At 69.7% G+C, this 12,931-nt stretch carries 14 protein-coding genes; 9 read left to right on the top strand and 5 right to left on the bottom strand.

Going from position 1 to position 12,931, the window contains the following annotated elements:
- The first annotated feature begins 6 nt into the window (after positions 1 to 6).
- Genes bcsE through DIE15_RS11300 form a run of 6 tightly spaced genes read left to right on the top strand, consistent with a single transcriptional unit; the run spans position 7 to position 7,250 of the window.
- Positions 7 to 1,974, top strand: a complete 1,968-nt coding sequence (gene bcsE / locus DIE15_RS11325; RefSeq protein WP_057928344.1) for a cellulose biosynthesis protein BcsE — start codon at positions 7 to 9, stop codon at positions 1,972 to 1,974.
- Positions 1,971 to 2,180: a hypothetical protein gene (locus tag DIE15_RS11320; RefSeq protein WP_057928343.1), complete on the top strand. Its 210-nt coding sequence runs from the start codon at positions 1,971 to 1,973 to the stop codon at positions 2,178 to 2,180. The genes bcsE and DIE15_RS11320 overlap by 4 nt, the downstream gene beginning before the upstream one ends.
- Positions 2,177 to 2,956 carry a cellulose biosynthesis protein BcsQ gene (gene bcsQ, locus DIE15_RS11315; RefSeq protein ID WP_057928342.1) on the top strand — a complete coding sequence of 260 codons (780 nt, stop codon included), beginning with the start codon at positions 2,177 to 2,179 and terminating at the stop codon, positions 2,954 to 2,956. The genes DIE15_RS11320 and bcsQ overlap by 4 nt, the downstream gene beginning before the upstream one ends.
- Positions 2,953 to 5,490, top strand: coding sequence for a UDP-forming cellulose synthase catalytic subunit (bcsA, locus tag DIE15_RS11310; protein WP_057928435.1), 2,538 nt, complete (start codon positions 2,953 to 2,955; stop codon positions 5,488 to 5,490). The genes bcsQ and bcsA overlap by 4 nt, the downstream gene beginning before the upstream one ends.
- Before the next feature lie 27 nt (positions 5,491 to 5,517).
- Positions 5,518 to 7,071, top strand: a complete 1,554-nt coding sequence (gene bcsG / locus DIE15_RS11305) for a cellulose biosynthesis protein BcsG (protein WP_124833222.1) — start codon at positions 5,518 to 5,520, stop codon at positions 7,069 to 7,071.
- Positions 7,053 to 7,250, top strand: a complete 198-nt coding sequence (locus DIE15_RS11300; RefSeq protein ID WP_006761544.1) for a hypothetical protein — start codon at positions 7,053 to 7,055, stop codon at positions 7,248 to 7,250. The genes bcsG and DIE15_RS11300 overlap by 19 nt, the downstream gene beginning before the upstream one ends.
- 54 nt (positions 7,251 to 7,304) lie before the next feature.
- On the opposite strand, the gene DIE15_RS11295 is transcribed toward DIE15_RS11300, so the two are convergent.
- From DIE15_RS11295 to DIE15_RS11280, 4 genes are read right to left on the bottom strand one after another with little or no spacing between them, the layout of a single operon-like run.
- The gene (locus DIE15_RS11295) at positions 7,305 to 8,189 is read right to left on the bottom strand and encodes a pirin family protein (RefSeq protein ID WP_124833221.1); all 885 of its coding nucleotides are present in this window, start codon (positions 8,187 to 8,189) and stop codon (positions 7,305 to 7,307) included.
- Between the two features lie 31 nt (positions 8,190 to 8,220).
- A complete protein-coding gene (locus tag DIE15_RS11290) occupies positions 8,221 to 8,613 on the bottom strand; it encodes an OsmC family protein (protein ID WP_124833220.1) in 393 nt (130 codons plus the stop codon).
- A gap of 56 nt (positions 8,614 to 8,669) precedes the next feature.
- Positions 8,670 to 10,250, bottom strand: coding sequence for a Na+/H+ antiporter (locus DIE15_RS11285; RefSeq protein ID WP_057928338.1), 1,581 nt, complete (start codon positions 10,248 to 10,250; stop codon positions 8,670 to 8,672).
- A 25-nt stretch (positions 10,251 to 10,275) separates the two neighbouring features.
- On the bottom strand, positions 10,276 to 10,536 hold the full coding sequence (locus tag DIE15_RS11280; RefSeq protein WP_057928337.1) for a XapX domain-containing protein: 261 nt from the start codon (positions 10,534 to 10,536) through the stop codon (positions 10,276 to 10,278).
- On the opposite strand from DIE15_RS11280, the gene DIE15_RS11275 reads away from it, so the two are divergent.
- A complete protein-coding gene (locus DIE15_RS11275) occupies positions 10,535 to 10,831 on the top strand; it encodes a hypothetical protein (RefSeq protein ID WP_124833219.1) in 297 nt (98 codons plus the stop codon). The two genes, DIE15_RS11280 and DIE15_RS11275, sit on opposite strands and share 2 nt — an antisense overlap.
- Positions 10,812 to 11,498 (top strand): hydrolase, encoded by a 687-nt coding sequence (locus tag DIE15_RS11270; protein WP_124833218.1) that lies wholly within the window; start codon positions 10,812 to 10,814, stop codon positions 11,496 to 11,498. Before DIE15_RS11275 ends, DIE15_RS11270 begins: the two co-directional genes overlap by 20 nt.
- Positions 11,499 to 11,586: 88 nt before the next feature.
- Here the strand turns inward: DIE15_RS11270 and DIE15_RS11265 are convergent, their stop codons facing one another.
- On the bottom strand, positions 11,587 to 12,510 hold the full coding sequence (locus DIE15_RS11265; protein WP_057928336.1) for a LysR family transcriptional regulator: 924 nt from the start codon (positions 12,508 to 12,510) through the stop codon (positions 11,587 to 11,589).
- A 100-nt stretch (positions 12,511 to 12,610) separates the two neighbouring features.
- On the opposite strand from DIE15_RS11265, the gene DIE15_RS11260 reads away from it, so the two are divergent.
- Positions 12,611 to 12,778, top strand: a complete 168-nt coding sequence (locus DIE15_RS11260; RefSeq protein WP_057928335.1) for a DUF1427 family protein — start codon at positions 12,611 to 12,613, stop codon at positions 12,776 to 12,778.
- Positions 12,779 to 12,931 lie beyond the last annotated feature (153 nt).

Below are 12,931 nucleotides of genomic sequence, written 5' to 3'. Positions count from 1 at the left end.
GAACGCGTGAATACGGAAATCGATGCAACCCGTCCCGCGCTCGGCGCCGCCAGCCTGCTGGGCCGCCTGCGCGCGCTGCTGCGCATGGGGCCGGTGGGCGGCCGTACCGGCCCGCTGAGCCGGCTCGCGATCGACGGGCTGCCCGATACCTGGACGCAACTGGAAGCGGGCGGCCTGTACGTCGTCTATGCGGCCGCCGGCACGCCGGCGTGCGACGCGCTGGTGTGGGAAAGCGCGCGGCAGTCGCGCACGCGCGACGTGACGGTCGTGCTGTCTCGCGACGCGGCGCGCGTTGCCGCGCAGATGCAGGCGCGCGGTTTCGCGGGCGGCGCGCAGCCGGCCGGCTGGCCGCGCAACCTGAACGTGCTGGCGATGCCGCCCGCGCCCGCGGCGGCCGACGGCGATGCCGCGATCGAACCCGCCGCGCCGCGCCGCGCGGCGCCCGGTCCGTTCGCCCGGCTCACAGGCGGCTTGCGCGCGATGAAGCGTTACGGTTTTCGCGCACGCTCGCTGTATTTCATCGAAGGTGCGCAACGCTGGTTCAGCTGGGAGGATCCGGCCGCGCTCGCGGAAGAAGCCCACGCGCTTGCCGACTGGTGCCGCACGCACCGGATCGCGCTGGTGCTGCTGGTCGATCCCGAGATCGTGCGCACCGGCGCCGATCCGGACACCGACGATCCGCCGCTCGTGCGCGACGCGAATCGCGCGCCGCGCAGCGGCTTTCATGGCGTGTGCTCGGGCGTCGCGCAGCTGCAGCGCACGCATGGCGAGCTGCTGTGGGTCGTCGATTTCTGGCGCGCGGGCGAGACCCTCGCGGCCGGCGAAGTACGGCCGCTGCGTTTCGCGCCGGGCGGCCGGCTCGCGGCGATCGTCGACGGCGGCGCCGTCGAACCGTCGCGCCGGATGAAGCTCGCAACCGACGAGGATCGCGTCGTCGTCAGCCGCGCGGTGCTCGATGACGCGGGCCGCGTGCCCGCCGGCTGGGAAATCGTCGACGACAACGCAGCGGTTGTCGCGGCCTGTGCGCACGCGCAGGCCGCGACCGCGGTGCTCGCGTTCCGCTCGCATGCGCAACTCGAGGCGCTGTGCGCAGCCGTTCACGCGCTGCGCCGGCAGTGCGGCGGTGCACTGAAGATCGCCGTCGTCGAACGCGACGAGGTGCTGCGCCAGCAGTTCGAGATGCTGGTGCTGAGCGTCGGCGCGAACCGCGTCGTCGCGCGCGACCTGCCGGCGTCGCGGATGCAGGCCGCCGTGCACGCGCTGCGCGGGCAGCTCTACGCGCGGCCCGTCGCGCCTGACTATCGGGCGGCGCTCGCGGCGGCGCTCGGCGATTCGGTGCTCGGCTACCTGCCGGTCGGCGCGTTCTGCCTGCGGATTCGCGCGGTGCTCGATCGCGGCGCCGTGCTCGCGCTGCCGCAGACGCTCGCGAAGATCGCGCTGCTGCCCGGCGTGTCGCACGTCGATGCGCTGCGGCACTGCCGGCCGCGCCGCGCGGGCGATGTCGTGACGGCCGATGCCGGACACCTGTACGTGTTCCTGTTCGCGTGCGAGCCGGCCGATGCCGAGGACGCGCTCGCGCGGATCTTCGACGTGCCGGTCGATACGCTGTCCGATCGCGTCGTGTGTCTCGGGGCAGGCAGCATCGACACCGAGCTCGATGCGCTGAAGACCGAGAACCGGCGCGCGCCGATCGCCGACTACAGCGACCTCTTCGCGGCCACGCAGCCGGCGGGCGCCGCGCGTGCGCCGGCGGCGCGCGCCGATCTCGGCGCGGCGTCGGCCGAAGCGAGCGACATCAGCGAAGTCAGCAGTGCGATCGACGCGATCGATACGATTGTCGCGCTCGAGGCGATCGGCGCGACGCTGGCGCCCGAGCCCGTCGACACATCGGTGCCGGAACCCGACATTCCCGTCGCGCGCACGCGCGGCGCCATCCGCAGCGCGATGCCGCTGCGCAAGCCGGAGGACGCATGATCGCCGAACTCGTCATCGGATTCATCGTCGGCATCGCGATCGCGGTGCCGGTGTGGATCGTCGCGCAGCACCTGGGCATCGGCCGCGGTTTTCATGCGCCGCGCGGGCTGCAGCGGCGCGAAGCGGTGCCGTGCGAGCTCGTGCCGGTCGCGCTGCGCGGGCGCCTGCTGCCCGATGCCGGCGGCGTCGACGAGGCCGCGCAATGAAGACGATCGCCATCACGTCGACCACCGGCGGCGCGGGCCGCACGACGCTCGCCGCCGCGCTCGCGGTGCTGCTCGCACGCCGCGGCCGGCCGGTCGTCGCGGTCGAGTTCGACGCGCAGAACCTGATGGGCGCGACGCTCGGGCTCGACACGCTGGCCGAACACGGGCTTGCGCACAGCCTGCTCGGTGACGCCGCGCCGTGGCACGCGCATACGTGGCGCAATGCCGACGGCGTGCTGTTCGTGCCGTACGGGCAGGTCGATGCGGCAGGCGCTGCCGCCTGCGATGCGCGGCTCGCGGCCGATCCGGCCTGGCTGTCGCGCGCGCTCGACGAAATCGCGCTGCCGGCCGACGGTGTCCTGCTGGTCGACACGGCCCGCTATCCGTCTCCACAGGCCGAGCAGGCGATTCGCCGCGCCGACCTGACGCTCGTCGTCGTGCCGCCCGAACCGGCCGCCTGCGCAACCGTCGCCGCGCGTCTGGACGCGCTGCGAGCCGGCCACCGCGATCTGCGGATCGTCGTGAACCGGCTGAACCCGGCGCGCGACATGCAGCGCGATGCGCTCGCGATGCTGCGCGCGGTCGCGGGGCCGGCGTCGATGCTCGAACAGCGGATCCACGTCGACGCGGCCGTGCCCGAAACGCTCGCGCGCGGCAGCTGGATCTTCGACGACGCGCCGTATTCGCAGGTGTCGCACGACCTGAACGGCGTCGCGAACTGGGTCGACACGTGGCTCGCGGCGGCCGCGGCCGGCCGTGCGGGAGCGTCGCGATGAAAGCCGCGTTCGCGTCGCGCTGGCGTGCCGCGGTCCGACGTGCGACCGACTGGTGCGCGCACGGGATCGGGCTGCCGGCACAGCGCACGCTGCTCGACTGGCTCGTGCGGCTGTTCTTCCATGCGCCGCCGCCCGGCCGGCCCGATCGCGTGCGCCGCTGGATGCGCACCGCCTTCCTGTGGCTCGCACGCGAGTGGGGTGTGCTGCAGCCACTGAGCCCGCGCGAATGGCTGTGGCGCTCGATCGTGCGCGCGCCGCGCGCGGCCGACGGCCAGCCCGCGCGCGATCCGCTCGCGTGGTTCGACAAGTTCGTCGTGCCGGTCTACGTCGTGGTGCGCGCACTCGGCGCACGCGTCGACGCGCTGCTCGAGCGCCTGCCGTGGGCGCGCTGGGGCGGCTGGCTCGACGCGCGTGCGCACGGCGTCGGCCGGCACCGCTGGCTCGCGCCGCTGCTGCTGATCGCCGGCGCGCTGATGTGGGCCGCGGCCGGGATGTCGCCGCTGATGCCCGGCGCGCAATTCGCGTTCTTCGCGATCGTCGCGGTGCTGGCGCTCGCGCTGCGTCGCCTGCCGGGCCATCTGCCGACCCTCGCGCTCGCGTCGCTCGCGCTGCTCGCCACGGTGCGCTACGTGTGGTGGCGCACGACCCAGACGCTCGATTTCCGCAGCCCCGTCGAGGCGGTCGCCGGCTATCTGCTGTACGGCGCCGAAGCCTATACGTGGATGATCCTGCTGCTCGGCTTCGTGCAGACCGCGTGGCCGCTCGACCGGCCGATCGTGCCGCTGCCCGACGATCCCGAAAGCTGGCCGAGCGTCGACGTCTACATCCCGACCTACAACGAACCGCTGTCGGTCGTGAAGCCGACCGTGTTCGCCGCGCAGAGCATCGACTGGCCGACCGAAAAGCTGCGCGTGTACCTGCTCGACGACGGGCGGCGCCCCGAGTTCGCGGCGTTCGCGCGGGAGGCCGGCATCGGCTACCTGACGCGCGACGACAACCGTCACGCGAAAGCCGGCAACATCAACCGCGCACTGCCCAAGACGCACGGCGAATACATCGCGATCTTCGACTGCGATCACGTGCCGACGCGCTCGTTCCTGCAGACCACGATGGGCGTGTTCCTGCACGACCCGAAATGCGCGCTGGTGCAGACGCCGCACCATTTCTTCTCGCCCGATCCGTTCGAGCGCAACCTCGGCACGTTCCGCGAGATCCCGAACGAGGGCAACCTGTTCTACGGGCTCGTGCAGTCGGGCAACGACCTGTGGAACGCGACGTTCTTCTGCGGATCGTGCGCGGTGCTCAAGCGCACCGCGCTGGAGGAGGTGGGCGGCGTCGCGGTCGAGACCGTGACCGAGGACGCGCATACGGCGCTCAAGCTGCATCGCCGCGGCTATACGTCGGCGTACCTGCCGACCGTGCAGGCGGCGGGCCTCGCGACCGAGAGCCTCGCGGGCCACGTGAAGCAGCGCACGCGCTGGGCGCGCGGGATGGCGCAGATCTTCCGCATCGACAACCCGTTCCTCGGGCGCGGGCTCGGCTTCATCCAGCGGATCTGCTACGGCAACGCGATGCTGCATTTCTTCTACGGGATCCCGCGGCTCGTGTTCCTGACGATTCCGCTCGCGTACCTGTTCTTCCATCTGTACTTCATCAATGCGTCGTCGATCGCGCTCGCGAGCTACGTGATCCCGTACCTGGTGCTCGCGAACGTCGCGAACTCGCGGATGCAGGGGCGCTATCGCCATTCGTTCTGGGCTGAGGTCTACGAATCGGTGCTCGCGTGGTACATCGCGCTGCCGACCACCGTCGCATTCTTCAGCCCGAAGCACGGCAAGTTCAACGTGACCGACAAGGGCGGCAAGATCGACGAAGGCTACGTCGACTGGTCCACGTCGAAACCGTACCTCGTGCTGTTCGCGCTGAACGTGCTCGCGATCGCGGCCGGACTGTGGCGGCTCGTGGCCGAGCAGGGCGACGAGGCGTCGACGATCCTGATCACGCTCGGCTGGACCGTCTACAACCTCGCGATGCTCGGCGCGGCGCTGGCCGTCGCGCGCGAGACCAAGCAGGTGCGCGTCACGCACCGGATCGCGATGCGCGTGCCGGCGACGCTGCTGCTTGCCGACGGTTCGACGGCCGCATGCTTCACGAGCGACTACTCCACGGGCGGGCTCGGCCTCGAAGCGGTGCCGGGGCTGCCGCTCGCGGTGGGCGACACGCTGACGGTGTGCGTGACGCGCGGCGACCGGCCATTCCCGTTCCCGGTGCGCGTGAGCCGCGTGACGCCGACCCACGTCGGCGTGAGCTTCGAGGCGCTGACGCTCGAGCAGGAGCGCCAGCTCGTGCAGTGCACGTTCGGCCGTGCGGACGCGTGGCTCGACTGGCACGCGGGCACGCGCGCGGACACGCCGCTGCGCGGGCTGAAGGAAGTGCTGCGCGTGGGCCTGGACGGTTACGTACGGATGTGGAAGGGTGTGGCGCGCGGCGTGCAGTCGATGCTGGCACCAAAGCTCGATCGGGCGCGCGACTGACGCGGCGCCCATCACGGAGTGGTTTAGATGACGTTCTGGAATCTGTATTTCATCCTGAAGTTCGCGTTGTTCGCGACTGGCCATCTGCAGCCGATGTGGCTCGCGAACCTCGCGTTCGCGCTGGCGCTCGCGGCGAGCGCGCCGATCCGGCAGCGCGTATGGCGCGTCGTGCGGCAGCTCGTCGCGATCGCGATCGCGGTGCCGCTCTTCGCGCGCGAACTGCATGCGCCGCCGCTCGCGCGCCTCGCGGAAGCCGCGCGCGAGGTCAGCACGTTCCGCCTCGACTACTGGATGGAGCTGCTGCCGCGCCTGTTGCCGCCGGTGCTGGTGCTGACGGTGGTGGGCGTGCTGATCGTCTATTTCATCGTCAACCGCTGGGTGCGCGTCGCGACCTTCGTGCTCGCCGTGCTGATCGTGATGCCGCTGTGGCAGGCCGGCAACGGACTGATGGCGCGGGTCGTCGCGCCGCTTCCGCAGCAGGCCAACGCGGCGGGCGCGCGCTCCGGCCAGCCCGAGGATCACAATGCGGCGCTCGCGACGTTCCGCGCGCAGGAGTCGCAGCGGCAGGTCGCGTTCGGCCATCTCGCGAGCGATCCGTCCGCGCAGTTCGACGTGATCGTGCTGCACATCTGCTCGCTGTCGTGGGACGACCTCGATGCGGCGAAGGTGCGCAACCACCCGATGCTGAGCCACTTCGACTACCTGTTCAACAACTTCAGCACGGCCGCGAGCTACAGCGGCCCGGCCGCGATCCGCGTGCTGCGCGCGAGCTGCGGGCAGGAAGCGCATGCGGACCTGTACAAGAGCGCGCCGCAGCAGTGCTACCTGTTCTCGCAGCTCGCGTCCGCCGGCTACACGGTGCAGTCGCTGCTGAACCACGATGGCCACTTCGACAACTTCCTGCAGGTCATTCACGACAACATCGGCGTGCCCGACGCACCGATGATCTCGAATGCGGCAGCACCGGTCGCGATGCACGCGTTCGACGGCTCGGCGATCAAGGACGACTACGGCACGCTCGCGAACTGGTACGCGCAGCGCGCGTCGGTGCCGGGGCCGGTCGCGCTGTACTACAACACGATCAGCCTGCACGACGGCAACCGCGTGGTGGGCAGCTCGCTGACCAGCATCGATTCGTATCCGCAGCGCGCGACCAGGCTGATGAACGACTTCGACCGGCTCGCCGACCTGATCGCGCAGTCGGGCCGGCGCGCGGTGATCGTGTTCGTGCCCGAGCACGGCGCCGCGTTGCGCGGCGACAAGAACCAGGTCGCGGGGCTGCGCGAGATTCCGACGCCGCGCATCATTCACGGGCCGGTCGGCGTGCGGCTCGTCGGTTTCGCCGGCAACCACGGCGCGACGACCGTGATCGACCAGCCGACGAGCTTCCTCGCGCTCGCGCAGCTGCTGTCGAATCTCGTGTCGAACAGCCCGTTCAAGTCCGGTGTGACGCTCGCGCAATACGCGGCCGACTTGCCGAGCACGCGGATGGTCGGCGAGAACGAAGGCACGGTGACGATGCAGACGAACGCCGGCTACGCAGTCAAGACTCCGGATGGTGTATGGATCGACGAACAGTAATCAACATTGGCGAAGGCGACGACGATCGCCTGTCGCAACCGAACGACGTGCTCGGCCTCGCGCGGCACCTGCCCGCGCTGGATCCGGCCCGCTATGTCGACGAGCAGGCGCGGCGCGCGTTCGTCGAATCGCTCGACCGCTGGCCGGTGCTCGCGAAGCTGATGGGATTGAAGCGGTAAACGGACGACGGCCGGCGTGCGTGCCGGCCGTCGTGCGTCGATGAACGGACCGACTTACTGTGCCCTGCGCTCCGGCTGGCGCGTCCACTCGTTCTCTTCGCCCGGCACCTTGCCGAAGGTCTGCGCGGCCCACGCGTTGCGGGCCGCCTCGATCTTCGCGCGCTCGCTCGACACGAAATTCCATTCGATGAACCGCTCGCCCGGCAGGTGCGCGCCGCCGAGCAGCATCACGCGCGCGCCGTTCGTGCTCGCGAGCGCCACGGTCGCGCCGGGTTCGAGCACGGCCATCGTCGCGCTCGCGAGCGGCGTGCCGTCGATCGAGAGGTCGCCGTCGACGAGATACACGCCGCGCTCGTCGTGTTCCGCATCGAGCGCGAGGTGCCCGCCGGCCGCGAATTGCGCATACGCGTAGAGCGTCGGCGAGAACACCGCGACCGGCGACGTGAGCCCGAACGCGGTGCCCGCGATCACGCGCACGCTTGCGCCGTCGCGCGTGAACGACGGTAGCGTATCGGCCGCGTGATGCACGAATGCGGGCGCGGTGTCCTCGTGCTCGACCGGCAGCGCGACCCAGGTCTGGATCCCGTGCACAGGCTGCTCATGCGGCCGGTCTTCGTCGGGCGAACGCTCCGAGTGGACGATGCCGCGTCCGGCCGTCATCCAGTTCACGTCGCCGGGCACGATCTTCTGGCGGAAGCCGAGGCTGTCGTGATGCATCAGCGTGCCGTCGAACAGGTAGGTGACGGTCGCGAGGCCGATGTGTGGATGCGGCAGCACGTCGATGCCGCTGCCGGCCGGCAGCACGGCCGGCCCCATCTCGTCGAAGAAGATGAACGGGCCGACGAGGCGGGCGGCGCGCGCGGGCAGCACGCGGCGCACGACGAGGTTGCCGATGTCGCTTTCGCGCGGCGTGAGCAGGGTCTTGATCGATGCGGACATGGTGGGGATCTCGTGGGTCGGAGGCAATACGTCAGGCGATGGCCGTATCGATCGTGATCGGGTGCGTGAGGATCTTGTGCACCGGGCATGCGTTCGCGATCTGCAGCAGCCGCTCGCGCTGCTCGTCCGACAGGTCGCCGTCGAGCGTGATGCGGCGCACGATCGTGCTGCCTGCGCTGCCCGATTCGTGTGCGAGCTTCACGTGCACTTCGGCGAGCGGCCAGCCCTTGCGTTGCGCGTACATCTTCAGCGTGATCGCGGTGCAGGCGCCGAGGCTCGACAGCAGCAGCGCGACGGGCGTCGGCGCGGCATCGCCGCCGCCGAGCGATGCGGGTTCGTCGGCGCGCCACTGATGGACGCCGTCGGTGAAATGGACCAGGTAATCGACCGAGCCGATGCTCGCTTCGACGGACAGTTCGCTCATTGCAATTCCGTGTGGGGAAGAGGGTGGCCCGGCAGCCGGCCGGGCATGGCCGGATGTTACGGTTCGAGCAGACGCTGCAGCCGCAGTTCCTCGAAATCCAGCTCGGATTCTATGCGGTGCAGCACGGTGTCGTCGACCCGGCCGTCGCGGTGCAGGTCGAGCAGCGCGTCGCGCGACACGCCGACCAGCTCGAGCTCGACGCGCAGCATCCGCGCGCGCATGTCCGCCGGTTCCGCGCCGTCGCGGTGCGCGCGTTCGTTGAGCGCGACGCGGCTGCGATATTCGGTCAGCAGCCGGTCGAGCGATGCGCGTTCGAGGCCCGAGCCGCGCTGCTCGCGCGCGTCGAGCTCGGCGAGCGCCGCGCCGAACGTATGCGCGCGCACCGCGTGCTCGGACATCGTGTGCCGCGCGGCCGGGCGCAGCTTCAGCGCGCGGATCAGCGGCGCGAGCGTGCCGCCCTGCACGACCAGCGTCGCGATGATCAGCAGGAACGTGCTGAACAGGATCAGGTCGCGGCCGGGGAAGTCGCTCGGCAGCGCGATGGCGGCCGCGAGGCTCACGACGCCGCGCATGCCGGACCAGCCAAGCACGACGGCCTCACGCCACGACCACGGCGCATGACCCGCGCGCGGGGCGCGCAGGCGGCCCGGCAGCCACATCGCGACGAACACCCATACGACGCGCGCGGCGATCGCGGCGGCCGTCGCCGGCAGCGCGACGCGCAGGCCGGCCATCAGCACCGCGCCTTCGTGGTTCACACGCGCGAGGATCGCGTGCAGCGCGAGGCCGATCAGGATGAACACGAGCGCGTCGAGCACGAACACGATCGCTTCCCAGGTTGCCTTCGCCTTGATCCGCATGTCGGCGCCGAACACGCGATGCTGGCGCACGCCGAGCACGAGGCCGCAGGTCACGACCGACAGCACGCCGGAGCCGTGCACGGCTTCCGCGATCCCGTAGCTGCCCCACGCCATCGCAAAGGTTACGACGATACCGAGCATCGGCTCGCGCAGGCGCTGCAGCACCCAGCACATCGCATGGCCGCACGCGAGGCCGACCGCGATGCCGATCAGCGTGAGCGAGAAGAACAGGCCGGTGGCGCTCGCGGTCGTGAGCGTGACGGCAAGCGCGGCGGACACGGCCATCTGATACAGCAGCAGGCCCGACGCATCGTTGACGAGGCTTTCGCCTTCGAGCACCGCAACGAGCCGCGCGGGCAGCGGATGGCGCTGCAGGATCGCCTTCGCGGCGACCGCATCGGGCGGCGACACGATCGCGCCGAGCGTGAAGCATGCGGCCCATGGCAACGCCGGATTGGCCGCATGCACGGCGAGCGCGACCGCAACCGTCGTGAACACCACCGCGCCGAGCGCGAGCGACGCGATCGAGGCGAGTTCGTGCCGGAATTCCTTCCACGCGGTGTAGAAGCCGCTCGACATCAGGAGCGGCGGCAGCACGGCCGCGAGCAGCAGCGCCGGGTCCATGTCGGGCACGCGCTTGCCGGCGACGGCCACGACGCAGCCGCCGAGCAGCAGCACGACGGCCGGTGGAATGGAGATCCGCTCCGCGAGCCAGGTGAGCGCGCCGGCGCCGCAGATCAACAGCAGCAGGTAATGGAACAGCTCGACGTTGCTCATGTGCGGCAAGTGCGGGGCGCGCGCATCATGAGGGTTTGCGTTCGTTCGTGCTGCCGCCGGGCAGCGGGCCGAACATGTGCTGGCTGCACTTCGCGTCGCGCCATGCGGCGTTCAGCCGATGGCCGGCGAGCATGCGGCGTGCGACGGGCAGGATCTGTTCGCCGGCCAGCATGCCGAGCAGGCCGGTGAGCGCGATGATCGGCGGCGCGGGCGAGTTCACGCCGATCGCGCCGTAGATGACGCCGGCGAGGATGCCGGCGAGCAGCGAGAAGACATACGGTTTCATGGAGGAGCGCCTCGTGATGGCCGAGCGGCACCGCAACGGCACCGTCAAAGTTTTGAAAGCGTATCGGGTTTGCGTGAAGAAAAAAAGAGCGGGCGGCCCCGAACGGACGCCGTTTCCGGAATCGCATCGATTCTGTTTGTTGGGTGTTCGCGCTACGCGTTTTCGGATTAAATATTTCGAGCCGGATGACGATCCGGTACGACACACCGCCGGCTCCTCCCGTTTTCACGGTCGAGGAAGGCCGCCCTTTTTTCGTTCACAGGACGCCATGCGCCATGAGCAATCCGAAGCTTGAAGTACTTACTCCGCAGAACAGCCAGCTGATCTTCATCGACCAGCAGCCGCAGATGGCGTTCGGTGTGCAGTCGATCGATCGCCAGACGCTGAAGAACAACGTCGTTGGTCTCGCGAAGGCCGCGAAGGTGTTCAACATCCCGACCACGATCACGACGGTCGAAAGCGAGAGCTTCTCGGGTCATACCTATCCCGAGCTGCTCGACGTGTTCCCGAACCAGAAGACGCTCGAACGCACGTCGATGAATTCGTGGGATGACCAGAAGGTGCGTGACGCACTCGCCGCGAACGGCCGCAAGAAGGTGGTCGTATCCGGTCTGTGGACGGAAGTCTGCAACACCACGTTCGCACTGTGCGCGATGCTCGAAGGCGACTACGAGATCTACATGGTGGCCGACGCATCGGGCGGCACCACGCAGGCCGCGCACGATTTCGCGATGCAGCGGATGGTGCAGGCGGGTGTCGTGCCCGTCACGTGGCAGCAGGTTCTGCTCGAATGGCAGCGCGACTGGGCGCGCCGCGAGAGCTATGACGCGGTGATGGCGATCGCGAAGGAGCATTCGGGCGCGTACGGGATGGGCGTCGACTATGCGTACACGATGGTCCACAAGGCGCCGCAACGCACGGCGACGCCGCACGAGTCGATCGCGGCCGTCCCGGCGAAGTAACCGGCCACCGGCCGGATCGCCGCGGCCGGCATGCATTGTGCATGCGCGATGCATGCGCCGGCCGCGGTGCTCGCCGGTCGCCGCGCGCTCAGGCCGCGGGCAGTGCCCACGGCGCGTGCGCGAAGTGTTCGGCGAGGAAATCGAGCAGCACCGTCACGCGCGCGGCGCGCAGCATGCCGGGCGGCGTGACGAGGTTGACGTTGATGTCGGCGATCTTCCAGTCGTGCATCACTTCCTCGAGTTCGCCGCGCTGCAATTCGTCCCACACCAGGAATTCGGGCTGCAGCGCGAGGCCGTGACCGGCGACGAGCGCGGGGGCGATCACGTCGGCGTTGTTGGTGCGGATGCGTCCATGCACCGAGACGCCGGTTTCCTCACCCGATGCCGGATTGCGAAAGCGCCAGTACTCGGGCGTCGGCAGGTTCGTGTAGGTGAGGCACACGTGCTGTTCGATGTCGCGCGGATGCGTGGGCCGGCCATGCTGGTCGAGATACGCGGGCGATGCGACGAGCGGACGGCGCACCGCGCACAGGCGGCGCGAGCGCAGCGACGAATCGCTCAGCTCGGCGATGCGGATCGCGACGTCGAAGCCGCCGGACACGATGTCGACGATGTGGTCGGTCAGCACGAGGTCGATGTCGACGCGCGGATAGTGTTCGAGAAACGCGGGCAGCAGCGGCGACAGATGGCGCAGCCCGAACGACATCGGCGCGTTCACGCGCACGAGGCCGTGCGGTTCGAGCGCTTGTGCGGAGGCCTCGCTCTCGATCAGTTCCGCATCGGCGAGCAGGCGGATCGCGCGGTCGCGCAGCAGTTCGCCGGTCGGCGTGAGCGCCAGCTTGCGCGACGTGCGGTACAGCAGCATCGCGCCGAGGCGCTTTTCGAGGCGTGCGATGGCCTTCGATACGGTCGGTTGCGAGATGCCGAGCAGTTCCGCGGCTTTCGCGAACGAACCGGTTTCCGCGACGCGCGCAAAGATGGCCCAGGCTTCGAGATCAGGAAGGGATTGCATGGTCGGACAGGATGACAGGGACGCGAAGTGGGAACGACGGCGGCGCAACATGCGGCCGACGCGATGCGGGTCATTCTAATCCGGCCGGGAGAGAAACGTTATGGAATCTTATCTATCGTCGTTGGCAGCCGGCGTGCTGATCGGCGTCGTGTACAGCGTGATCAAGGTGCGCTCGCCGGCGCCGCCGCTGATCGCGCTGATCGGCCTCGCCGGCATGCTGATCGGCGCACAGGCCATCGGGCCCGTGCGTCACTGGCTCGGCTTCTGAACGCATCGAGGACATGTTAATGAGCGCAACCGATACTCAACCGGATCTGATCCTGCACAACGGGCGCATCACGACGCTCGACCGCGCGAACCCGACAGCGACAGCCGTGGCGATCGCCGCGGGCCGCTTCGTCGCGGTCGGCAGCGAAGCGGA

The organism is Burkholderia sp. Bp9031, from assembly GCF_003857965.1.
Lineage (GTDB): Bacteria > Pseudomonadota > Gammaproteobacteria > Burkholderiales > Burkholderiaceae > Burkholderia > Burkholderia ambifaria_A.
Note: the sequence above shows the minus strand (reverse complement) of the source record. Positions and strands in the feature narration are given on the sequence as shown.